At 61.0% G+C, this 22,214-nt stretch carries 15 protein-coding genes and 1 pseudogene; 8 read left to right on the top strand and 8 right to left on the bottom strand.

All coding sequences use genetic code 11. The features are described 5' to 3' along the window. Positions 1-203: 203 nt before the first annotated feature. From ACK59H_RS16045 to ACK59H_RS16080, 8 genes are all read right to left on the bottom strand, one after another. Complete coding sequence (locus tag ACK59H_RS16045; protein ID WP_060477286.1) at positions 204-1,691, bottom strand: efflux transporter outer membrane subunit; 1,488 nt, start codon at positions 1,689-1,691, stop codon at positions 204-206. Continuing rightward, the gene (locus ACK59H_RS16050) at positions 1,688-4,795 is read right to left on the bottom strand and encodes an efflux RND transporter permease subunit (RefSeq protein ID WP_060477285.1); all 3,108 of its coding nucleotides are present in this window, start codon (positions 4,793-4,795) and stop codon (positions 1,688-1,690) included. Before ACK59H_RS16050 ends, ACK59H_RS16045 begins: the two co-directional genes overlap by 4 nt. Then, positions 4,792-7,890 carry an MdtB/MuxB family multidrug efflux RND transporter permease subunit gene (locus ACK59H_RS16055; protein WP_409264625.1) on the bottom strand — a complete coding sequence of 1,033 codons (3,099 nt, stop codon included), beginning with the start codon at positions 7,888-7,890 and terminating at the stop codon, positions 4,792-4,794. The genes ACK59H_RS16050 and ACK59H_RS16055 overlap by 4 nt, the downstream gene beginning before the upstream one ends. Next, a complete protein-coding gene (locus tag ACK59H_RS16060; protein ID WP_409264626.1) occupies positions 7,887-9,194 on the bottom strand; it encodes an MdtA/MuxA family multidrug efflux RND transporter periplasmic adaptor subunit in 1,308 nt (435 codons plus the stop codon). The genes ACK59H_RS16055 and ACK59H_RS16060 overlap by 4 nt, the downstream gene beginning before the upstream one ends. Before the next feature lie 228 nt (positions 9,195-9,422). Further along, positions 9,423-9,923: a thiol peroxidase gene (tpx, locus tag ACK59H_RS16065; RefSeq protein ID WP_060477282.1), complete on the bottom strand. Its 501-nt coding sequence runs from the start codon at positions 9,921-9,923 to the stop codon at positions 9,423-9,425. Positions 9,924-10,089: 166 nt separating this feature from the next. Continuing rightward, a complete protein-coding gene (locus tag ACK59H_RS16070) occupies positions 10,090-11,370 on the bottom strand; it encodes a serine/threonine transporter (RefSeq protein ID WP_409264627.1) in 1,281 nt (426 codons plus the stop codon). Between the two features lie 620 nt (positions 11,371-11,990). Next, on the bottom strand, positions 11,991-13,187 hold the full coding sequence (locus tag ACK59H_RS16075) for an amino acid aminotransferase (protein WP_060479638.1): 1,197 nt from the start codon (positions 13,185-13,187) through the stop codon (positions 11,991-11,993). 116 nt (positions 13,188-13,303) lie between these two features. After that, on the bottom strand, positions 13,304-14,329 hold the full coding sequence (locus tag ACK59H_RS16080) for an Ldh family oxidoreductase (RefSeq protein WP_060479639.1): 1,026 nt from the start codon (positions 14,327-14,329) through the stop codon (positions 13,304-13,306). Positions 14,330-14,470: 141 nt separating this feature from the next. Here ACK59H_RS16080 and ACK59H_RS16085 point away from each other — a divergent pair, with 141 nt between their 5' ends. From ACK59H_RS16085 to kdgD, 8 genes and pseudogenes are all read left to right on the top strand, one after another. Next, positions 14,471-15,343, top strand: a complete 873-nt coding sequence (locus ACK59H_RS16085) for a MurR/RpiR family transcriptional regulator (RefSeq protein ID WP_060479640.1) — start codon at positions 14,471-14,473, stop codon at positions 15,341-15,343. 21 nt (positions 15,344-15,364) lie between these two features. Next, positions 15,365-16,116 (top strand): annotated as a pseudogene (locus tag ACK59H_RS16090) (transporter substrate-binding domain-containing protein). Between the two features lie 100 nt (positions 16,117-16,216). After that, positions 16,217-16,936 carry an ABC transporter permease gene (locus ACK59H_RS16095; protein ID WP_409264628.1) on the top strand — a complete coding sequence of 240 codons (720 nt, stop codon included), beginning with the start codon at positions 16,217-16,219 and terminating at the stop codon, positions 16,934-16,936. Next, positions 16,933-17,643, top strand: coding sequence for an ABC transporter permease (locus ACK59H_RS16100; RefSeq protein ID WP_060479643.1), 711 nt, complete (start codon positions 16,933-16,935; stop codon positions 17,641-17,643). The genes ACK59H_RS16095 and ACK59H_RS16100 overlap by 4 nt, the downstream gene beginning before the upstream one ends. Before the next feature lie 15 nt (positions 17,644-17,658). Next, positions 17,659-18,903, top strand: coding sequence for an NAD(P)/FAD-dependent oxidoreductase (locus ACK59H_RS16105; protein ID WP_409264629.1), 1,245 nt, complete (start codon positions 17,659-17,661; stop codon positions 18,901-18,903). Positions 18,904-18,925: 22 nt separating this feature from the next. Then, positions 18,926-19,708 (top strand): amino acid ABC transporter ATP-binding protein, encoded by a 783-nt coding sequence (locus ACK59H_RS16110; RefSeq protein ID WP_060479645.1) that lies wholly within the window; start codon positions 18,926-18,928, stop codon positions 19,706-19,708. 298 nt (positions 19,709-20,006) lie between these two features. Continuing rightward, a complete protein-coding gene (locus tag ACK59H_RS16115; RefSeq protein ID WP_060479646.1) occupies positions 20,007-20,816 on the top strand; it encodes a gamma-glutamyl-gamma-aminobutyrate hydrolase family protein in 810 nt (269 codons plus the stop codon). Positions 20,817-21,248: 432 nt separating this feature from the next. Then, the gene (kdgD, locus tag ACK59H_RS16120) at positions 21,249-22,160 is read left to right on the top strand and encodes a 5-dehydro-4-deoxyglucarate dehydratase (RefSeq protein ID WP_060479647.1); all 912 of its coding nucleotides are present in this window, start codon (positions 21,249-21,251) and stop codon (positions 22,158-22,160) included. Positions 22,161-22,214: the final 54 nt, after the last annotated feature.

Below are 22,214 nucleotides of genomic sequence, written 5' to 3' on the forward strand. Positions count from 1 at the left end.
AAGCGTTGGCGAAACGCACGCGGTTTGTAGCGCAGGAAATGGATCCAAAAATAGCCGTCAACACCTGCAAAGCATTGGTTTAGCGGGTTGCGATGGCCAATGAAGGCATATTGCCACTTGTCGGCAAGTCATGCTGCCTGCAGCAGTGGTGTGAACATGCGTGCTGGGCTTGCGCAAGGCACTCTGCCAGACCAGCAAAAGCCCTAATCATGGTCGACGAACGCCTGCTCTGCATCCCAGCCGCCACCCAAGGCAGCGATCAGTTGTACGCTGGCCACCAGCCGCCCCTGCAGCAGGGTCAACGCGCTGCGCTCGTTGCTCAGGGCAGTGGTTTGTACGTTGACCACGTCCAGGTAGCCGATCAAACCGGCCCGGTACTGGTTTTCGGTCAAGCGCAACGATTCGCGCGCTGCGTCCAATGCCTCTTGGCGAACCACGGCCTCGTCAGCGTACACTTTCAACTGCACCAGGTAGTTTTCCACTTCCTTGAAACCGTCGAGCACCGTCTGCCGATACTGCGCCACGGTCTGGTCATAGACGGCCTGAGTGCGGTCAACTTCGGCACTGCGCTTGCCAGCGTCAAACAGCGTCAGAGCCAGCTGCGGGCCTACCGACCAGTATCGGTTCGGCAGCTCGATCCAGTTGCTGAAGCTGCTGCTGGAGTAGCCGCCACTCATGCTCAGGCTCAGATCGGGGAAGTATGCCGCGCGGGCCACACCGATGTTGGCATTGGCAGCCATCACGCTACGTTCGGCGGAAGCAATGTCCGGCCGGCGTTCGAGCAGCTGTGATGGTAGCGCCATGGGAATTTGCGGCAACGCGGGTATGCGCTTGCTATCGGCCAGGGCGAACTGTGCCGGCGCCCTACCCAAGAGTACAGCGATGGCGTTTTCAAACTGCGCACGCTGCCAGATCAGATCGATCAGGTCGGCCTGAGTGGATTTGAGCTGGGTCCGCGCCTGGGCCACTGCATCCGGGCCGGCGACACCGGCTCTGTATTGGTTTTCATTCATTCGCAGCGACCGTTCGTAAGTCGCGACTGTGGCCTCAAGCAAACGTTTCTGCTCATCGATCACCCGCAGTTGCAGGTAATTCTGCACCAGCTCCGATTGCTGACTAAGGCGAATCGCGGCGAGGTCAGCGAAGCTTGCCTGTGCACTGGCCTCGTTGGCATTGAGCGTTTCGCGCAATTTGCCCCACAGGTCGATCTCCCAACTGACGCCCAGTTGTGCGTTGTAGGTGTTGCGGATGCCGCTGCTGTTGTTGGACAGGCTCGAACTGGAACTGCCAGCACCTTGGGCCGAGCGGTTCTTGCTGGTGGTCAGGTCCAAACTGGGGAACAGTGACGCTCGGCTGCTGCGCACCAGCGCCTGGGCCTGGCGGTACTGAGCTTCGGACTGCGCGACGGTCTGGTTGTTGCGGTTGAGCTCCTCCACAAGCGCGTTCAACCCGGGGTCACCGTAAATTTCCCACCAGGCGCCACGGGCAATGGCATCGGACGGGTTGGCCTGAGTCCAGCCCTCGGCCTGCTTGTATTGCGCTGGCGTACTCAGGGCCGGGCGGTGGTAGTCCGGGCTCAGGGTACAGGCACTGAGCATGGCCACACAGAGCCCCGCGCCGGCCAAGCGTGAGCCGCGTCCACGGGTCAATAATTGCAAGGCTCGGTGAATTCGGGTGTGGGCAAAGTTCATAACGGCGTGTCCAGAGCAGCGTCGGTGCGAATACCGCGCCAATGGTTGAATCGGTGACGCAGGCGGTCCAGATACAGATAAACCACCGGTGTCGTGTACAGGGTCAACAACTGACTGACCACCAGGCCGCCAATGATGGTCAGACCCAATGGCTGGCGCATTTCGGCACCTTCGGCACGGCTGATCAGCAGCGGCAGCGCACCCAGAATAGCCGCAAGGGTGGTCATCAGAATGGGCCGCAAGCGCAGCAGACAAGCGCGTCGGATCGACTCCTCCGGGCTCAGGCCCTGGTGACGCTCCAGTTGCAAGGCCAAGTCGATCATCAGAATGGCGTTCTTTTTCACGACGCCAATTAGCAGGAACAGGCCCAGCAACGAAATCAGGCTGAACTCGCCGCCGGTGGCATACAAGGCCAACAGCGCACCTACACCAGCTGACGGCAAGGTCGAGAGGATCGTCAGAGGGTGAATGTAACTTTCGTAGAGGATACCCAGCACCAGGTACACCAGTACCAAGGCTCCGAGAATCATGAACGGCTGCCCTTCCTGGGTCTTGGCGAACGCACTGGCCGTGCCGCCGAGCTTGGCAATCACTTCCTCGGGCAGGCCCAGCTTGGCTATTTCACGCTCCACGGCCGCCATGGCTTGGTCGGGGCTGTAGCCTTCGGCAACGTCGAAGGCGATGTCCTCAGACGCGAACTGCCCTTCGTGGCTCACCCGATCGTTGGCCAGGCTGTTCTCGTAGTGAGCGATGGTCGACAGCGGTACACGCGCACCCTCGCTGGTGATCACCTGAACCTGCTCCAACGTGGTCGGGTCCCAGGCGTACTTGGGGTTGATCTCCAACACCACCTGATACTGGTTGAGGCTGTCGTAGATGGTCGAAATCTGCCGCTGGCTGTAGGCGTTATTCAGCACGGCGGTGACCATGTCCATGTCGATGCCCAGGCGCTTGGCCTGGTCGCGGTCCACCACCAGCGTCACCTGCTGGGTGCCGGAACCGTCGCGGGCGTCGATGGCGGTGAGTTCGGGCAATGCGCGCAGCGCTGCAACCACCTTGGGGAACCACTGGCGCAGGGCAGCGAGGTCGCCGCTCTGCAAGGTGTACAGATATTGTGAGGAAGTTTGGTCGCGGCCACCCCCGCCCAGCTGCAGGTCTTGGTCGGCCATCAGGAACAGCCGCCCACCGGGTACTTTGGGCATTTCTTTACGCAGACGCTCGATGACCTTCTGAGCATCGAGCTTGCGCTCGCTGATGGGCTTGAGCCGCACCAGCACCATGGCGTTGTTGGTGCCGCTGTTGCCGCCGATGAAGCCGGCAACGCTCTGCACCGCAGGGTCGGCAAGCAAGGCTCGGCGGTAGGTTTCCATTTTTGGCTGCATCACACTGAACGACAGCCCATCGTCCCCGCGGATGAAGCCCATCAGCTGGCCGGTATCCTGTTGAGGCATCAGTGTCTTGGGCACCACCACATACAGGGCGATATTCAGGCCGATGGTCGCCAGCAGGCTGACCAGGGTCAAGCGCTTGTGACGCAGCGCCCAGCCAAGGCTACGATCATAGGCATCGACCATGCGCTGATGTGCTTTGTCGCTCCAGCGCTGCAGGCGAGTCTGTTGCGCACGATGGGGTTTGAGCCAGCGCGCGCAGAGCATTGGCGTGAGGGTCAACGACACCACCAGGGAGACGATGATCGCTGCCGCCAGCGTGACCGAAAACTCCTGGAACAGGTTACGCACGATGCCACCCATGAATAGGATCGACACGAACACTGCCACCAGCGAGACGTTCATCGACAGCAAGGTGAAGCCCACTTCCCTGGCACCGAGGAATGCGGCGCGCATGGGCGGCTGACCGTCCTCGATGTGCCGGGAGATGTTCTCCAGCACCACGATGGCATCGTCCACCACCAGCCCCGTGGCCAAGATCAGTGCCATCAACGACAGGTTGTTCAGCGAAAACCCACACAGGTACATCACCGCGAAGGTGCCCACCAGCGACACCGGCACCGCCAGGCTGGGGATCAGCGATGCACGCAAGCTGCCGAGGAATAGATACACCACTAGGATCACCAGTACCACGGCGATCAGCAGCGTGTGCTCGGCTTCCTTGAGGGTGGCCTTGATCACCGGCGAACGGTCCATGGCCACATTGAGCTGCACGCTGGCCGGCAGCAGCGACTGCAAGGCTGGCAACTGGGCCTTGATCTGGTCGACGGTCTCGATGATGTTGGCGCCGGTCTGGCGGTTGATCACCAGCAGTACCGCGCTCTGGTCGTTGAAGAAGCCACTGTTGTAGCGGTTTTCCACGCCATCGGTCACGGTCGCTACGTCAGACAGGCGCAAAATGGTGCCATTGGACTGCCGAATCACGATCGGTTCGTAGTCCTTGGCAGTTTCCAACTGGTCGTTCGCCCGCACCTGCCAGTTACGCTCGGCATCTTCGACAAACCCCATGGGCCGACGCTGGTTGGCGTTCGATACCGCGTTACGCACCTCGTCCAGAGAGAGCGCGTACTGGTTCAGCAACTGCGGCTCGACAGCGATGCGCACGGCAGGCAAGGAGCTGCCGCCGATCTGCACTTCCCCTACTCCACTGACTTGGGCAAGGCTCTGCGACAGGATGGTGTCAGCCAAGTCGTAGAGCTGGCCTTTCTGCAGCACGCTGGAGGTCAACGACAGCACCATGATCGGGGCCTGCGACGGATTTATCTTCTTGTAGGTGGGCATGCTGCGCATGCCACTGGGCAAGAGATTGCGCGTGGCGTTGATCGCAGCCTGCACCTCACGCGCTGCGCCGTCGATGTCCCGGCCCATTTCAAAGCCGATGATGACCCGAGTGGAGCCTTGGTTGGAGCTACTGGTGAGCGTGGTGACGCCCGCGATGCTGCCCAGTTTGCGTTCCAGCGGCGTGGCAACGGTGGCGGCCATCACTTCAGGGCTGGCACCGGACAGGTTGGCCTGCACCACGATCACGGGGAAGTCCATCTGTGGCAACGGTGACACCGGCAACAGACCGAAACTGACGCCTCCGAGCAACATGATCGCCAGGCTCAGCAACATGGTCGCCACCGGCCTGCGGATGAAAGGCCCGGACAGGTTCATGCCTGGGCCTGCTGCGGGTCATGCTTTGGCCGCCAGCGCCGGGCAAGGCGGTCGAAATACAGGTAGATGACCGGTGTGGTGAACAGCGTCAGCACCTGGCTCACCAGCAAGCCGCCCACCATCACCAGGCCCAACGGCTGGCGCAGCTCCGCACCCGAGCCGGTGGCAAGCATGAGGGGCACGGCGCCAAAAAGCGCAGCCAGGGTGGTCATCAGGATCGGCCGGAAACGCAGCAGCGCGGCCTGATAGATTGCATCTCGCGGGCTCATGCCTTGATGACGTTCGGCCTCCAAGGCGAAATCGATCATCATGATCGCGTTCTTCTTGACGATGCCGATCAGCAGGATGATGCCAATGATGGCGATCATGCCCAGATCGTTGCCACTGAGGATCAATGCCAGCAACGCACCGACTGCCGCCGACGGCAAGGTAGAGAGGATCGTCACCGGGTGGATGTAACTCTCGTAGAGCACGCCGAGCACGATGTACATGGTCACGATGGCGGCCAGGATCAGCAGCAAGGTGCTCGACAGCGAGGCCTGGAAGGCTTCGGCCGCCCCTTGGAAGCGGGTCTGCACACCGAGCGGCATACCGATGTCCTGTTGCGCCTGCTCGATCACTTTGACCGCCTCACCCAGGGATGCGCCATGGGCAAGGTTGAACGACAGCGTCACCGCCGGGAACTGCCCGATATGCGAAATGGCCAGTTGCGCCTGCCGCTGTTCGATGCGCGCTAGCGCCGAGAGGCGTACCTGGCCGCCATCGGTGGCCTTGACGTGAATCGACTCCAACGCCGACGGGCCAATAGTGGCCGCATCCTGGGCCTGCAATACCACCCGATACTGGCTGGCCTGGGTGTAGATGGTGGAAATCTGCCGCTGGCCGAAGGCGTCGTACAGTGCGTTGGTAATTTGCGCCACGGTGATGCCAAGACGGCTGGCCATGTCGCGATCGATCACCATGTAGACCTGCAGGCCCTTGTCTTGCAGGTCACTGGCAACGTCCTGCAACTGCGGGCGCTGCTGCAGAGCCTGCACCAGCTTGCCGCTCCACTGCGCCAGCAGGTCGGCGTCTGGTGAGGACAAGCTGAACTGATATTGGGTGCGGCTGACCCGGTCTTCGATGCTCAGGTCCTGTACCGGCTGCATGAACAAACGAATACCCACCAGCTTGTCCAGCTGAGGTTGCAGGCGGCTGATCACTTCCCCTGCAGTGACGTCACGCTCACCATGGGGCTTGAGGTTGATCAGCAAACGGCCGCTGTTGAGGGTAGCGTTGTCGCCATCGACGCCAATATAGGACGACAGGCTCTGTACGGCTGGGTCCTGCAGGATGACCTTGCTCAAGGCCTGCTGACGCTCGCTCATGGCGGCGAACGATGTTGACTGCGGCGCTTCTGATATGCCCTGGATCACCCCGGTGTCTTGCACGGGGAAGAAGCCCTTGGGCACCACCATGTACAGGAGCACGGTCAGTGCCAGAGTCGCCACGGCCACCAGCAGGGTCAGCGGTTGATGCCTGAGCACCCACTGTAGGCCACGGCCGTAATGTTTGATCAACCAGTCGATCCACGCGCCACTGGCACGGTAGAAGCGGCTCTGTTCGTCCTCACGGGGTTCACGCTTGAGCAAGCGCGCGCACATCATTGGGGTCAGGGTCAGCGAAACCACCAAGGAAATCAGGATCGCCACCGCCAGGGTAATGGCGAACTCGCGGAACAAACGCCCGACTACATCGGCCATGAATAGCAGCGGGATCAACACCGCAATCAGCGAAAAGGTCAGCGAAATCAGAGTAAATCCGATCTGCCTGGCGCCTTTGAGGGCCGCCTGCAAGGGCGTTTCACCCTCCTCGATGTGCCGGGATATGTTCTCGAGCATGACGATGGCATCGTCGACCACGAAGCCGGTGGCGATGGTCAGCGCCATGAGCGTGAGGTTGTTGATCGAAAAACCGGCCAGATACATCACCCCGAACGTCCCCACCAGCGACAGGGGTACGGCAATTGAGGGGATCAATGTGGCGCTGAAGCGGCGCAGGAACACGAAGGTGACCATCACCACGAGCACAATGGCAATCAGCAATTCATGCTGCACGTCTTTGACTGCCGCGCGGATGGTCTGGGTACGGTCGGTGAGCACCGACACATCAAGGCCAGCAGGCAGGTTATCGGTGATCGACGGCAGCAGCTCTTTGATGCGGTCGACCACCTCGATGACGTTAGCGCCCGGCTGGCGCTGGATGTTCAGCAGTACCGCCTGATTTTGGTTGGCCCAGGCAGCCAGGCGCTCGTTTTCCGCGCCGTCGACGATTTCCGCGACGTCCTTCAAGCGCAGCGGCGCGCCGTTGTTGTAGGCGAGAATGAGGTTGGCGTATTCCTCTGGCGAGCGAAGCTGATCGTTGGCGTCGAGCATCGACACCCGGGTTGGGCCGTCGAAGTTGCCCTTGGGCTGGTTGACGTTGGATGCGCCTATCAAGGTACGCACGTCGTCGAGGTTCAGGCCGTTGGCGGCGAGCGCATCGACATTCACCTTGATCCTCACTGCCTGACGCTGGCCACCGGCGATGCTCACCATACCCACGCCGCTGATCTGCGCGAGCTTTTGCGCCACGCGGGTATCGACCAGGTCATTGAGCTTGGGCAACGGCATGGTCTTGCTGGATATGGCCAAGGTCAGCACAGGGGTGTCGGCGGGGTTGACCTTGTTGTACACAGGCGGCGCCGGTAGATCGCTGGGCAGCAGATTGCTGGCGGCGTTGATCGCAGCTTGTACTTGCTGCTCGGCAACGTCCATGTTCATGTTCAGGCTGAAACGCAGAGTCAGCACCGAGGCACCACCGGAACTGGTCGAGGCCATCTGCTCAAGGCCGGGCATCTGGCCGAACTGGCGCTCCAAGGGTGCAGTCACCGCGCTGGTCATCACCTGCGGGCTGGCGCCGGGATACAGGGTCATGACCCGGATGGTCGGGTAGTCGACCTGGGGCAAGGCCGATACCGGCAACAACGTGTAGGCGATCAACCCGGCCAGGACGATGGCCAACATGGTCAGCGTCGTTGCGACCGGGCGTAGAATGAACAGCCGCGACAGGTTCATGCGCCCGCCTTGCCTGCCGCTGTGCCAGTAGGCGCGCCATGGCTTTGCGCCGAGCCCTTGCCATCCTGGCCCTGCAGGTGCTGGCCCGGGGTGCTCGGCACTTGCGAGCTGTCCTCGACCACTTCCACCTGAGTACCCTCGCGCAAGCGGTCGGTCCCTTCCAGCACCAGGCGGTCGCCGGCTTTGAGCCCTTCGAGGATCACACTGCTCTGGCCATCACTGGCACCGACTTTGAGCTTGCGGATATTGACCTTGCTCTGGTCATCGACCACATAGGCGAAAGTGCCATCATTGCCGAACTGCACAGCTGCCGCTGGGGCCAATACCACCTGCTTGAGCGTGTCGGCGAGCAGGCGGACATTGACGAACTGGTTGGGAAACAGCGCCAGGTCTTTGTTCTCGAAACGGCCTTTGAACTTCAGGGTGCCAGTGGTGGTGTCGATCTGGTTATCGATGCTGCCGAGCACACCGCTAGCTTGCAGCTTGCTGTCGCTGCGATCCCAGGCCTCGACAGGCAGGCTGGCGCCGCTGCGGTAGCGCTCCAGCACCGTACTCAACTCGGTTTCTGGCAGGGTGAAGGCCACATTGATCGGTTCGGTTTGAGTGATCACGACCAGCGCGGTGGTGTCATTGGCGGCCACCAGGTTGCCCAGATCAAGCTGGCGAAGGCCGACACGGCCACTAATGGGCGCGCGGATCTGAGTGAAATCGAGGTTCAGGCGGGCATCGTTGACCTGCGCCTGATTGGTTTTGACCAGACCCTGGTATTGAGCCACCTGGGCTTGGGCGGTATCGAGGGTCTGCTTGGCGATGCTGTCCTGGGCGTACAGGCCCTTGTAACGGGCCAAGTCAACTTGAGCGTTCTTGAGCTGAGCCTGGTTCTGGGCCAGCGTGCCCTCAGCCTGCTGTAGGGCAATGCGATACGGGCGTGGGTCGATTTCAGCGAGCAGATCGCCGGCCTTGACCTGCTGGCCCTCCTTGAACAGGATCTTCACCAGCTCGCCGGCCACACGACTGCGCACATTCACCGTGTTGGTGGCGGTGACCGTGCCCAGGGCTTTGTAGTAAAGCGGGAAATCACCCACACGAACAGGCTCGACACGTACGGGCACCGGGTCGGTGGAGCCACCGAAACCAGGCCGCCCGCCCATCATACCCGCGCCTTTATCACCGCGCCCTGTGCCGGCCGCTTTGTGCTCGGGTGTTGCAGCGGGCCACAGCCACCAGGCCAGCAGAGCCACCAGCAACAGGATCAGCAGGCCAACGAGCCAGCGACGAGGGGAACGGGAGTTGGACACTTGCATGGGTTGAACGAACCTTGTTCGGAAATGGCAGCGTGGGAGGTTGAACGATAAGCACTGACTGTGGTTAAGCAAAGCCTCTTTACCAGAGGTTTACCTTTGCCTGACGTTGCCAACAGGTTGAACTTTAAATGAAAACGGCCCGGAAAACGTTCCGAGCCGTTACAGGGTGTTGCTTGGAGAGGCGGCAGGCGATCGAGTTCCTTAGCCTGCCCTTCCCGCCCGCGAACCTTACTTCAGAACAGCCAGGGCTGCTTCGTAATTCGGCTCTTCGGCGATTTCGCCAACCAGCTCGCTGTGCAGCACTTTGTCGTTTTCGTCCAGCACCACTACGGCGCGAGCTGCCAGGCCGGCCAGTGGGCCGTCAGCAATGGCAACGCCGTAGTTTTCCAGGAACTCACGCCCACGCAAGGTCGACAGGTTCTTGACGTTTTCCAGGCCCTCTGCGCCGCAGAAACGCGCCTGAGCGAATGGCAGGTCGGCCGAGATGCACAGCACCACGGTGTTATCAACGTCGTTGGCCTGGGCGTTGAACTTGCGAACGGAGGTCGCGCATGTCGGGGTGTCGACGCTTGGGAAAATGTTCAGCACCTTGCGCTTGCCGGCGTAGTCCTTCAGCGACTTGTCAGCCAGGCCTTCACCAACCAGGGAGAAAGCCGGAGCCTGGGCGCCGGCTTGTGGCAGGTTGCCTTTCACCTGAACCGGGTTGCCTTTGAGAGTCACTTGAGCCATGACGAAATCCTTATGCGGGGTTTGAAAAGGACACTGAGTTAAGCATGAAGGCGGCCGGGTGCCTATGGGGTACGAAGAAATTGTTCTATTGCCGCAGAATTCCTGTGGACAAAAAAAGCCCGGCGCGCCACAAGCGCGCCGGGCTTTTTCCATGGGTGGCTAAGGATCAGCCGATCAGGCCGTAGACCACCGAGGTCAGTGCGACCAAGCCAATCACCACCACGAAGACATTGGACAGCGCGCCACTGTATTTGCGCATCGACGGCACCCGGGCGATGGCGTACATCGGCATCAGGAACAGCAGCACGGCGAGGATCGGCCCGCCCAGGGACTCGATCATGCCCAGGATACTGGGGTTGAGTGTGGCGACGATCCAGCAGACCACCAGCATCAACCCTGCGACAACCCGGTCGAGCACTTTGGCCGCCGGCCGTGCACCGGCCTTGGCGATTATGCCCTTCAAGCCCTCACTAGCACCGATGTAGTGGCCGAGGAACGACTTGGCAATTGCGACGAATGCGATCAGCGGTGCGGCGAAGGCGATGGTCGGGTTGCTGAAGTGGTTGGCCAGGTACGAGAGGATCGACAGGTTCTGCGCTTTGGCCTCGGCCAACTGCCCACTGCTCAGGGTGAGCACGCAACTGAATACGAAGAACAGCACCATCACCACCATCAACAGGTGCGCCCGACGCAGGATTTGACCGCTGCGCTCATCGGCATGCACACCATAGCGGCGCTTCTGGTCAACGGCGAAGGCCGAGATGATCGGCGAGTGGTTGAACGAGAACACCATGACCGGAATGGCCAACCACAGGGTATGCAGGAAGGCCGAGCTCGATGGTACCTCGCTCGCGCTGTCAAGGATGCCACCGGTCCAGTGCGGTATCAGGTACAGGCCCAGCAGGCCTAGGGCAACGATGAATGGATAAACCAGCAGGCTCATGACTTTCACCGTAGCCTGCTCGCCGCAGCGCACGATTGCCAACAGCCCCAGAATCAGCACGAACGACAGGATAGCCCGGGGCGGCGGGGCCAGATGCAACTGGTGCTCCATGAAGCTGCTGACGGTATTGGTCAGTGCCACGCTATAGATGAGCAGAATCGGGAAAATGGCGAAGAAGTACAGCACAGTGATCAGCGCGCCGGCCTTTATCCCGAAATGCTCCTCGACCACTTGGGTGATATCGCCACCGGTTTTGCCCGAGAGCACGAAACGGGTCAGGCCGCGGTGGGAGAAATAGGTCATCGGAAAGGCCAGCACGGCCAGAATCAGCAGCGGCCAGAACCCTCCAAGGCCAGCGTTGATCGGCAAGAACAATGTGCCTGCGCCGATGGCCGTGCCGAACAGGCCCAGCATCCAGGTGGTGTCGTGACGCGACCAGCTGCCAAGGGTGGCGGGGGTCGATTCTACAAAGCGTTGCTCAACGCTTGGGGCCTGCTCATTCATTCCGGGTGAAGCTCCACTCGCAAGACTGCAACAGGCTGAGAATGGCGAACTAGAGGTTTCGCCCAACTCAACCGGAAAAGAGGGGCGCGATTGTGCACGGAAAGGTTGCACTTGCGAAGCCCTTTTCCGAGGAGTGGTTGCACTTGTCTTTACAAGTAGGTTGTCCAAAAGGGGCCGCTGTAGGGCCTGTTCACTTAAGCATTTGAGTCCAGGCTTGGGGGCGATAAATCTGATACCAGTGATCTGGTGTTGGATTTTTTGGGGGTTCAATCTGAGGCTTTTAGCGCCTGTGAGATCGAGCGCCGCCCGCGCGGCGCATCGCGAGCTGCGCTCGCTCCTACGTTTGTTTCGGGCCAATTATGCCTGCGAGATTTGCGCGCGGACGCCTTGGTGCATGGCGCGAGATAGCGTCGTACAAACAAGGCGGTCGCGCGCACCTGCCACAGGCGTTACTGGCCCGAAACAAACGTAGGAGCGAGCAAAGCTCGCGATGCGCCGCGCGGGCGGCGCTCGATCTGCGCCTCACCGAAGAGCTCACGCCGAGCCTCTAGGCCAGGACCGGCCCTTTGGCCGAAAGGGCCGCAAAGCGGCCCAACCGAGTAGCCACATGGGCCCGAGAATTACTTCTGAACAGCGGCGAACGCCTCAGCAACCCGTTGCAGGTTGGCCGGACGCAGGCCGGACATGCACACTCGGCCGCTGTCGATCAGGTAAACGCCGAACTCGTCCCGCAGGCGGCGCACCTGCTCAACGCTAAAGCCGGTGTAGCTGAACATGCCGCGCTGGCGCAAGAAGAACTGGAAGTCCTGACCGGGCAACAGCACCGCCAATGCATCGACCAGTGCCTGACGCATATCGAGAATCCGCTTGCGCATCACCTCGACTTCGCTGGCCCACTGGGCGTTGAGTGCGGCGTCGCCGAGCACGCCGGCAACCAACTGAGCGCCGAAATTCGGTGGGCTCGAGTAGTTGCGCCGCACGGTAGCTTTGAGCTGGCCCAGCACGCTTTGGGTGGTAGCTTCGTCATCGCAAACCACCGACAGGCCCCCTACGCGCTCACCATACAGCGAGAAGATCTTCGAGAAGGAGTTACTGACCAGGCACGGCACACCGGCGCGGGCCATTTCGCGGATGGCGTAGGCATCTTCGACAAGGCCTTGGCCGAAGCCTTGGTAAGCGATGTCGAGGAATGGAATCAGCTGGCGCGCCTTGACCACTTCGACCACATGTTGCCACTGGCCCTGCTCAAGGTCGGCCCCGGTAGGGTTGTGGCAGCACGGGTGCAACAACACGATGCTGTGTGCCGGCAGGCTTTGCAGGGTTTGCAGCATGCCGTCGAAATCGACGCCCCGGCTGGCCGAGTCGAAATATGGGTAGGTGTTCACCTTGAACCCTGCACCTTCGAAGATGGCGCGGTGGTTGTCCCACGTCGGGTTGCTGACCCAGACTTCAGACTGCGGGAAATAACGCTTGAGGAAGTCGGCGCCGACTTTCAGTGCGCCAGAGCCGCCCACGGTCTGCACGGTAGCCACGCGTTTGGCGGTCACCGCCGGGTGATCGGCGCCGAACAGCAGCGCCTGAATCGCCTGACGGTAGCTGCCCAGGCCCTCCATTGGCAGGTACAGCGAGGCTTCATGGGCCTGGCCTGCGATACGCTTCTCCACCGCATCCACAGCTGCCAGCTGCGGCACCACACCGGCCTCGTCGTAATAAAGGCCGATACTCAGGTTGACCTTGTCGGCGCGCGGGTCGGCCTTGAAGGTTTCCATCAACGAGAGGATCGGGTCGCCGGCATAGGCATCGACATGTTTGAACACAGCGTGCAGCTCCTTGGATCAGGACAGTTCGGAAAGACAGCCCTGAGCATACCCGCAGTTGCGGCCAAGGAACATCACAGAAGTGCAAGGTTGTCTATGCAACTTTGCACAGCTGCTCAGCCCAGCAGTGCCGTAAGGCTCTGCAGCTCCTGCTCTTGCAACGCCACCCCTTCCCGCTCGGCTGCTTCCCGTTCGCGGTAGCGACGCTCGCCCGGCATCCGCGACAACCCACAAGCCTGCATGTGCTCGACCAACTCCCGGCTGCGCTGAGCGAAGCGACTTCCCTCGGCCATGCTCGGGTCGATGACGATGAGCAGTTGGCCGGTCCATGGGGTTTTCGCCCCCGGGTGCCCGGACCAGTCGAATTCCCAGGAAAAGTGCCCACCGGTCAGGGCCGCGGCCAGTAACTCAACCATCATCGACAGTGCCGAGCCCTTGTGCCCACCAAAGGGCAACAGCGCGCCGCCTTCGAGTATCGCTCGCGGGTCAGTGGTCGGCTGACCTTGCGCATCGACACCCATGCCTTCGGCCAGCTGCTCGCCCGCCCGTGCGGCGATCTGCACATCGCCATGGGCCATGGCGCTGGTGGCCATGTCGAAAACGATCGGGGGTTGCCCTGCGCACGGCGCAGCGAAGGCAATCGGGTTGGTACCGAACAATGGCTTGCGTGCACCATGCGGCACCACGCACGTCATGCTGTTGACCACACTCAGCGCCACCAGGCCTTGGTCGGCAAACGGCTCTACATCAGGCCATAGCGCTGCAAAATGGTGCGAGTTGTGGATCGCCAGCACGGCGATGCCCGCCTTACGGGCCTTTTCAATCAACAACTGGCGTGCTGCAGCCAGTGCCGGCTGGGCAAAGCCGCCTGCGGCATCGACGCGCACATACCCTGGGGCAACGTCGGTGACCGTGGGGGTGGCTCGGCCATCGACCCAACCGCTGGCCAGGGTCGAGACGTAGCCAGGGATACGAAACACGCCATGGCTGTGTGCGCCATCGCGTTGGGCGCTGCTGCAATTGTGCGCAAGCACGCCAGCCACCGTTTCGCTGCAGCCGTGACGCTGAAAGATCCGCTGCAATAGCGCCTGCAGGTCGGCGAATGGGACGCGCACGAGCGGGCCATGGGACGGTGTGGACATCTGTAGCTCCTTTCTTGGAATTGGAATAGCAACAGCCTGGCAACGACAAAAACTTTCTGACAAGTGACAGCTATCTGTCAATTGTTGACGTAATGACAGAAAACAGCCATTTTCTACCTACGCTTCATTTGGAACAGCAACATGAGCCAACCGATCAAGCAACGCCTGGAAAACAGCCTGCAAGGGGCCGCTGCCTCGGGTCGCAAAATTGCCAGCTACATGCTCGCGAACCTGCACGAGCTGCCCTTCCAGACCTCAGCGGACATTGCCGCCAAGTTAGGGGTTAGCGAATCCAGTGTGGGCCGCTTCTGCCGATCTCTGGGTTATGCCCATCTCAAGGCACTCAAGCAAGACCTGCAGAGCGATCTGGGTGATGGGCCGTGGTTGATGGGCGACCGCCTGCAAGAATATCGCCAGAACCAGGATGCCAGTGACACCGCAGGCAGCCTTGAACGAGAGATCGCTGCTCTGGTGCGCGTACACGAATACCGCCAGAGCGACGCGTGGCACGCTGTGGCACAGCGCCTGGCCAGCCAACCACGGGTGTGCATAGCCGGCTTTCAGACCGAGCGCGGCATCGCCATGTGCATGAGCCACCTGCTGCAATACCTACGTGACGGGGTGCAACTGGTCGATGGCAGCGCCGGGCACTTCGGCGAGGTACTGCTTGGACGCAGCCAAGACACGGCGCTGGTGGTATTCGAGGCCCGCCGCTATTCACGCCATGCCTTGCAGCTGTGTCAGAAAGCGCGCGCAGCGGGTATCCCGGTGACATTGGTGACCGACACCTTCTGCGACTGGGCCGATGCCCACGCCGACGAGGTATTTCGCATTCCCACCGAGTTCAATCTGTTCTGGGAGTCCACCGCGACGATGCTGTCGTGGGTTCATCTAATGGTCAACGAGGTCTGCAAGAAACTCGGGCCGGATGTTGAAAAGCGTTTGGAAGCTACTGCCGCTCTTCATAACGAGTTCGTCGGCTACACCTCGTGGCCAGCGGGCAAACAACAATAGTAAGCGTGCAAGAGGTGTGAGATGACCAAAACCATGGCTATGTTGGGTGCGTGTGCCCTGTTGCTCACAGGTAACGCCAGTGCAGAGACCCTGCGCTTTGCCACCGAAGGTGCCTACCCGCCGTTCAACTATGTCGATGCCAACAACCAGCTACACGGCTTCGACATCGATATCACTCATGCTCTTTGCGAACAGATGAAGGTCGAGTGCACGTTGGCCGCCCAGGACTGGGAGGGCATCATTCCGGCGCTGATGGCGCGCAAATACGATGCTGTGGTCGCATCGATGATCAATACAGACGAACGGCGCAAGAAAATCGCCTTCACCGACCACTACTATCGCACCCCACTGACCGTCGCAGTGGCCAAAGACAGCAAGATCGACGACGCACAGACCAACTTCGACGGCTACACCGTCGGCGCCCAGTCGTCCTCGACACAGGCCATCTATGCCGAAGACGTGTACGCCAAGGCCGGGGCAATGTGAAGCTGTACCCGACCATGGACGAGGCCAACGCCGACCTCGCTGCCGGGCGCCTGGACGGGGTGATCGCCGACAAATTCCCCCTGCACGAGTGGATGAACAAGAACGGTCAGGGCTGCTGCAAGGTGCTGGGCGACGTTGCCGGAACCCGGGCTGATGCCGCTATTGCCGTGCGCAAAGACGACGAGGCCCTGCGCCAGCGGCTCAATACTGCACTGGCCGCGATCGTCGCCAACGGTACCTACCAGAAGATCGCCAGCAAATACTTCGCTTTCGATATCTACAACTGATCTTCGGAAACGACGCGATCGCCAGGGCCGCTCAGCGGCCCTTTGCCCAAACGAGGCCGTAGCAGCACCAAAGCCGCGCTGCCCATGCAAGGGGTTCGTCATGCTCGATCAATTGTATTTACTGTCATTGGCCAATGGAGGCTGGGGCCAAGCGTTGCTCACTGGGGCGCTGGTGACCGTTTCGCTGGCCCTGGCCTGCCTGCCCATCGGCCTACCACTGGGGCTGCTGGTAGCAATCGCGGCGCGCTCGAACAAACGCCTGCCAAGAGCTTGGGCCACCCTGTTTTCCACCGTGTTCCGCGGGCTGCCCGAGCTTCTGACCCTGCTCATCATCTACTACGGATGCCAGATCGCGGCGCAAAAGCTGCTGGGCGCCATGGGCTATGAAGGCGAGTTCCTGATCAACACCTTCCTCGCGGCGATGATCGCCTTCAGCTTGGTGTTCGCAGCCTTCTCCAGTGAAATTTGGCTGGCTGCGTTCAAGACCCTGCCCAAAGGGCAACTTGAGGCTTGTTCGGCGCTGGGGCTGAGCAAGCGCACCGGGTTCATCAAGGTGGTACTGCCACAACTGACTCGCATCGCCCTGCCGGGGCTGTCGAACAATTGGCTGTCATTGCTCAAGGACACCTCGCTGGTATCGACCATCTCGCTGGTCGATCTGATGCGCCAGACCAACCTGGCAGTCAGCGTAACCAAGGAGCCGATGTTCTTTTACGCCGTGGCCTGCGTTGCTTACCTCCTATTCTCCGCTGTTTCGGGTCGGGCGTTCGCCTACATCGAACACCGCAGCAACCGCCATCTGCAAGGAGCCCGCGTATGAGTGCCGATCAACTCCTGGGGCTGATCATGGACCCAGACCTGCTGGAGCGCTATGGCCCACGTTTCGTCGATGGTTTGCTGGTAACCGCCAAGCTGGTGGCCATTTCCTTCAGCCTGGGCGCTGTCCTTGGCCTGCTGCTGGCCCTGGCGCGTATGTCTGGCAATTTGATCCTGCAACGCTTGGCCGCCAGTTACATCTACTTCTTTCGCGGCTCGCCGCTGCTGGCACAACTGTTCCTGCTCTACTACGGCCTTGGCTCTCTGAAGGGGTTCTGGCAAGACGTTGGGCTGTGGTGGTTTTTTCGTGAAGCCTGGTTCTGCACATTGCTGGCGTTCACCCTCAATACCGCCGCCTATCAGGCCGAGATCTTTCGCGGCAGCCTGATGGCTGTCGCGCCGGGTCAGTATGAGGCAGCGCGGGCGCTGAATTTGAAGCGCTCGACCACCTTCTTCAAGGTGATCCTGCCGCAATCGTTGCTGGTAGCCATCGGCCCGCTGGGTAACGAGCTGATATTGATGATCAAGGCCAGTGCCATCGCTTCACTGGTGACCATCTACGACCTCATGGGGGTGACCAAACTGGCGTTCTCACGCAGTTTCGACTTCCAGATCTACCTGTGGGCCGCGGTGCTGTATCTGTTGATCGTCGAACTGGTACGGCGCCTGCTCAAACAACTGGAGGCCCGACTGGGCCGCCACCTGAACTGACTCAAGGACCTCTCCATGCATTGCCAAACCCTTGTACTAGGCGCCGGAATCGTCGGCGTCAGTACCGCACTGCACCTGCAGGCCCGAGGGCGCCAGGTAATCCTGATCGACCGCAACGCTCCAGGCAGTGGCACCAGCCATGGCAACGCCGGGCTGATCGAGCGATCCAGCGTGATTCCCTATGCCTTCCCCAGGCAGTGGGGCGCGCTGTTGCGTTATGGCCTGAACCGTCAGCCAGACGTGCGCTACAACCTGCTGCATCTGCCCAAGGCGGCGTCATGGCTGATGCGCTACTGGCACCAGTCGGCACCGGCGCGCCTTGCCGGGGCAGCGGCCGACATGCTGCCGCTGGTGCAGCGCAGTGTCGTAGAGCACGATGCGCTGGTTCACGCGGCCGGCCTTGAAGGGCTGATCCAAGCCAAAGGCTGGATCGAGGTGTATCGCGACCCTTGGCTGTTCGAACAGGCAAAGGCTGAGCTCAAAGGGCTGGCCCGTTATGGCTTGCAGTATGAAATCCTCGAGCGCGGCCAACTCCAGGCCCGCGAGGATGCACTTGGCAGTACGGCGGTCGGCGGTATCCACTGGCTGGACCCCAAGACCGTCACCAACCCAGGCGCCCTCACCCGAGGCTACGCCGCCCTCTTCACCCAGCGCGGTGGGCAATTCTTGCATGGCGATGCGCGCAGCCTGCGCCAGGTCGCCGGCCACTGGCAGGTCGACAGCCAGCGCGGGCCGATCACTGCACATGAGGTGGTAGCGTGCCTCGGCCCTCAGTCCCGAGCGCTTTACCACCAGCTGGGCTACCGGATTCCGCTGGGCATAAAGCGCGGCTACCACATGCACTATGGCACCCGTGACGGCGGTAAGTTGTTGCATTCAATTTGCGATACACAAGGCGGCTATGTACTGGCGCCCATGGCCCAAGGCGTGCGCCTGACCACCGGCATCGAGTTCGCCGCCAGCGACGCGCCGGGCAACGAAATTCAGCTCCAGCGCTGCGAGGCCCTGGCCCGCAAGCTGTTCCCCGCCCTCGGTGAGCGCTTGGACGACAAACCTTGGCTCGGCCGCCGGCCATGCTTGCCTGACATGCGCCCAGTGATAGGCCCAGCGCATCGACACCCAGGGCTGTGGTTCAACTTCGGCCACGCCCATCACGGCCTCACACTCGGCCCAGTCAGCGGCCGCTTGGTGGCCGAGCTCGTCACTGGCGAACACCCTTTTACCGACCCTGCGCCCTACAGCGCTGCGCGTTTCGACTGATATCCAGCGGAAGACCAACAACATGACCGCCCCAATGAGCGTTGCCAGCCCGGCGCCGGAACATGACCCACGCCGGGAGCTTATTCGCATCGAGCGCCTGAACAAGCACTATGGCGCCTTCCATGTGCTGCGCGATATCGACCTGCGCGTGCGCGAAGGCGAGCGTATTGTTCTGTGTGGCCCGTCTGGTTCGGGTAAGTCGACCCTGATCCGCTGCATCAATCGCCTGGAAATCGCCGAGCAAGGTAGCATCCGGGTTGCCAACACCGACCTGGCTGCCAATACCCGCCAGGCAGCTCAGGTGCGTAGCGAAATCGGCATGGTGTTCCAGCACTTCAATTTGTTCCCGCACCTGAGCGTGCTGGACAACTGCCTGCTGGCCCCCACCAGCGTGCGTGGCCTGTCGCGCAAGGATGCCGAGGAGCTGGCTTATCATTACCTGAGCAAAGTCGGTATCCAGAGCCAGGCTAACAAGTACCCAAGCCAATTGTCGGGCGGCCAACAGCAGCGGGTGGCGATTGCCCGTGCGCTGTGCATGAAACCGCGCATCATGCTGTTCGATGAACCCACTTCTGCGCTCGACCCGGAAATGGTCGCCGAGGTACTGGAGGTGCTGGTGCAACTGGCCGGCTCCGGGATGACCATGCTCTGCGTTACCCATGAAATGGGCTTCGCTCGGCAGGTAGCGGAGCGGGTGCTGTTTCTAGAGGGTGGTCAAATCATCGAAGACAGCCCGCCGCAAGAATTCTTCAATCAACCACGCACCCCACGAGCCAAGGCATTCCTCGCTCAGATCCTGCACTGAAGCGCAGATTATTGCAGCGCTGCAATGAGCCAACTGCATCGTTAAATATAATTGACCTCGCCCCCTGCCAAACCCTTGCCGGGTAAGGCTCGCAAGGAGGCAAGCCCCCATGATTCGGGGGCCTGAACGCGTTTGACTCGTTTGACATATCGAACGGCTCTGGCAAGCTATCGACAAGCCCCGACCGGATTCGCCCAGTGACGAGCCGGCAGTGCTCGGGACTTCAGGCAGCACACCCAGGCCACAGGCCGTGCACCTGCACAACAACGACAGGCAGAGCCCTGTCATAAGGTGACATATGTCCAACAGCAACATTGGCAACAAGCAACCTTCCCTGCGCAAACCCGTCGTTCTGATGACCATGGGCAGCCAAGAGCGCAAAGGCCATGACTATCAGGTCATGACTCATAAATACATCACTCCGCTGGTCGACTTCGCCGACTGCGTCCCGGTTCTGGTGCCCACCTGCTGCGGCATCGACGACCTGGAGACCTATCTGGACATGGCCGACGGTGTGTACCTGACCGGTGCCGGCAGTAATATCGACCCGGCGCTGTATGGCCAGGAAAACGAAACACCCGGTAAAGGCCAGGACAAGAACCGCGACCTGTTCGACATCCCGCTGGTCAAGGCAGCCCTCAAGCGCGGCCTGCCGATCTTCGGCATCTGCCGTGGTATGCAGGAAATCAACGTTGCCTTGGGCGGCGACATTTACCAGAAGGTCTATGCCGAGCCTGGCTTCAACGACCACCGAGAAAACCCGCAAGACCCTGTGGATGTGCAGTACGCACAAGTGCATGGGGTGAAGATCAAGCCGGGCAGCTGGCTGCGCGAAACCCTGGGTGCCGACGAGATTCGCGTGAACTCACTGCACGGCCAGGGTTTGCGCAACCTGGGTGCAGGCATCGAGCCGATCGCCCATGCCGAAGACGGCCTGGTCGAGGCAATCCACGCACCGAGCATCTCGCCTTTCCTGTTTGCCGTACAGTGGCACCCGGAATGGCAGGCGGCGCAAAACCCTGATTCGATCAAGATCTTCCAGGCTTTCGGTGATGCCTGCCGCGCGCAAGTGCGCAAAAGCCAGCTCAAGCGCCAACAGGCTGCCTGACACTCTTTTCCAGCTTCGTTAGCTTTGATCGCGGGGCGGCGCAACGTCGCCCCCGTTTCTTCGGTCACCCTCTGCTGGTCCCAGAACACTTCCCGTAGGAACGGGCGGCGGGCTTGCGCCTGTCTCCGCGATCGTTTTTGAACACCACCAAGAGATACGATGACAAGCCTGCAGCTGAGCGGCGTTCAGGCTGCCATCAGGTCATCCAGCACCAGTAATGCCCCGTTGGCCGTTTTATCCATCCCACCAATATCCCTGACACTATCCCTCTGGAAAATGGTTTGTCCGCGTAGAGGCCAGTAACTCCCTGGGCTCCCTGTTACGCTGCGAAAATATTCTGCAAAGGGGACTAGTCATCCGCGAGGTTGTACGATAACTTACCTCCAACGCAAAACAACACCCTCACCCAAGCGCCTTAGGATGCCTACAACAATGAATCCACAAGAACTCAAATCCATCCTCTCTCACGGCCTGCTTTCCTTCCCGGTCACCGACTTCAACGCTCAAGGCGATTTCAACCAAGCCAGCTACATCAAACGCCTGGAGTGGCTGGCCCCGTACGGTGCCAGCGCACTCTTCGCCGCAGGTGGTACGGGTGAGTTCTTCTCCCTGGCCGCCAGCGAGTACAGCCAGGTGATCAAGACCGCGGTCGACACCTGCGCCAAGTCGGTACCCATCCTCGCCGGCGTAGGCGGCTCCACCCGCCAGGCCATCGAGTACGCACAAGAAGCCGAGCGCCTGGGTGCCAAGGGCCTGCTGCTGCTGCCTCATTACCTCACCGAAGCCAGTCAGGACGGTGTCGCCGCGCACGTCGAGGCAGTGTGCAAATCGGTCAACATCGGGGTAGTGGTGTACAACCGCAACGTCTGCCGGCTCAATGCCAGCCTCCTGGAACAGCTGGCCGAGCGCTGCCCGAACCTGATCGGCTACAAGGACGGCCTGGGTGATATCGAGCTGATGGTGTCGATCCGTCGCCGCCTGGGTGATCGCTTCAGCTACCTGGGCGGCCTGCCGACTGCCGAGGTCTACGCAGCCGCCTACAAGGCACTGGGTGTTCCGGTTTATTCTTCGGCAGTGTTCAACTTCATCCCCAAGACCGCGATGGACTTCTACCACGCCATCGCCCGTGACGATCACGCCACCGTGGCCAAGTTGATTGACGACTTCTTCTTGCCGTACCTGGATATTCGCAACCGTAAAGCCGGCTACGCCGTGAGCATCGTCAAGGCCGGGGCCAAGATTGCCGGTTACGATGCAGGCCCAGTACGCACACCGCTGACCGACCTCACCGGCGAAGAGTACGAGATGCTTGCCGCATTGATGGACAAGATGGGCCCGCAATAAGCGTGCTCTGCGGCCTGCCATTGCCGCCTCCGGAGTGGGCTGCCCCACTCCGGC

The sequence above is a fragment of the Pseudomonas sp. KCJK9000 genome (assembly GCF_046230725.1).
Classification (GTDB): Bacteria; Pseudomonadota; Gammaproteobacteria; order Pseudomonadales; family Pseudomonadaceae; genus Aquipseudomonas; species Aquipseudomonas promysalinigenes.

Excerpts from the sequence above, each read along its gene's own strand:
- ACK59H_RS16085 (WP_060479640.1), top strand. The coding sequence starts at position 14,471 with ATGAGCCAACCGATCAAGCAACGCCTGGAAAACAGCCTGCAAGGGGCC.
- ACK59H_RS16080 (WP_060479639.1), bottom strand. The coding sequence starts at position 14,329 with ATGTCCACACCGTCCCATGGCCCGCTCGTGCGCGTCCCATTCGCCGAC.
- ACK59H_RS16105 (WP_409264629.1), top strand. The coding sequence starts at position 17,659 with ATGCATTGCCAAACCCTTGTACTAGGCGCCGGAATCGTCGGCGTCAGT.
- ACK59H_RS16045 (WP_060477286.1), bottom strand. The coding sequence starts at position 1,691 with ATGAACTTTGCCCACACCCGAATTCACCGAGCCTTGCAATTATTGACC.
- ACK59H_RS16055 (WP_409264625.1), bottom strand. The coding sequence starts at position 7,890 with ATGAACCTGTCGCGGCTGTTCATTCTACGCCCGGTCGCAACGACGCTG.
- tpx (WP_060477282.1), bottom strand. The coding sequence starts at position 9,923 with ATGGCTCAAGTGACTCTCAAAGGCAACCCGGTTCAGGTGAAAGGCAAC.
- kdgD (WP_060479647.1), top strand. The coding sequence starts at position 21,249 with ATGAATCCACAAGAACTCAAATCCATCCTCTCTCACGGCCTGCTTTCC.
- ACK59H_RS16100 (WP_060479643.1), top strand. The coding sequence starts at position 16,933 with ATGAGTGCCGATCAACTCCTGGGGCTGATCATGGACCCAGACCTGCTG.
- ACK59H_RS16070 (WP_409264627.1), bottom strand. The coding sequence starts at position 11,370 with ATGAATGAGCAGGCCCCAAGCGTTGAGCAACGCTTTGTAGAATCGACC.
- ACK59H_RS16060 (WP_409264626.1), bottom strand. The coding sequence starts at position 9,194 with ATGCAAGTGTCCAACTCCCGTTCCCCTCGTCGCTGGCTCGTTGGCCTG.
- ACK59H_RS16115 (WP_060479646.1), top strand. The coding sequence starts at position 20,007 with ATGTCCAACAGCAACATTGGCAACAAGCAACCTTCCCTGCGCAAACCC.
- ACK59H_RS16110 (WP_060479645.1), top strand. The coding sequence starts at position 18,926 with ATGACCGCCCCAATGAGCGTTGCCAGCCCGGCGCCGGAACATGACCCA.
- ACK59H_RS16095 (WP_409264628.1), top strand. The coding sequence starts at position 16,217 with ATGCTCGATCAATTGTATTTACTGTCATTGGCCAATGGAGGCTGGGGC.
- ACK59H_RS16050 (WP_060477285.1), bottom strand. The coding sequence starts at position 4,795 with ATGAACCTGTCCGGGCCTTTCATCCGCAGGCCGGTGGCGACCATGTTG.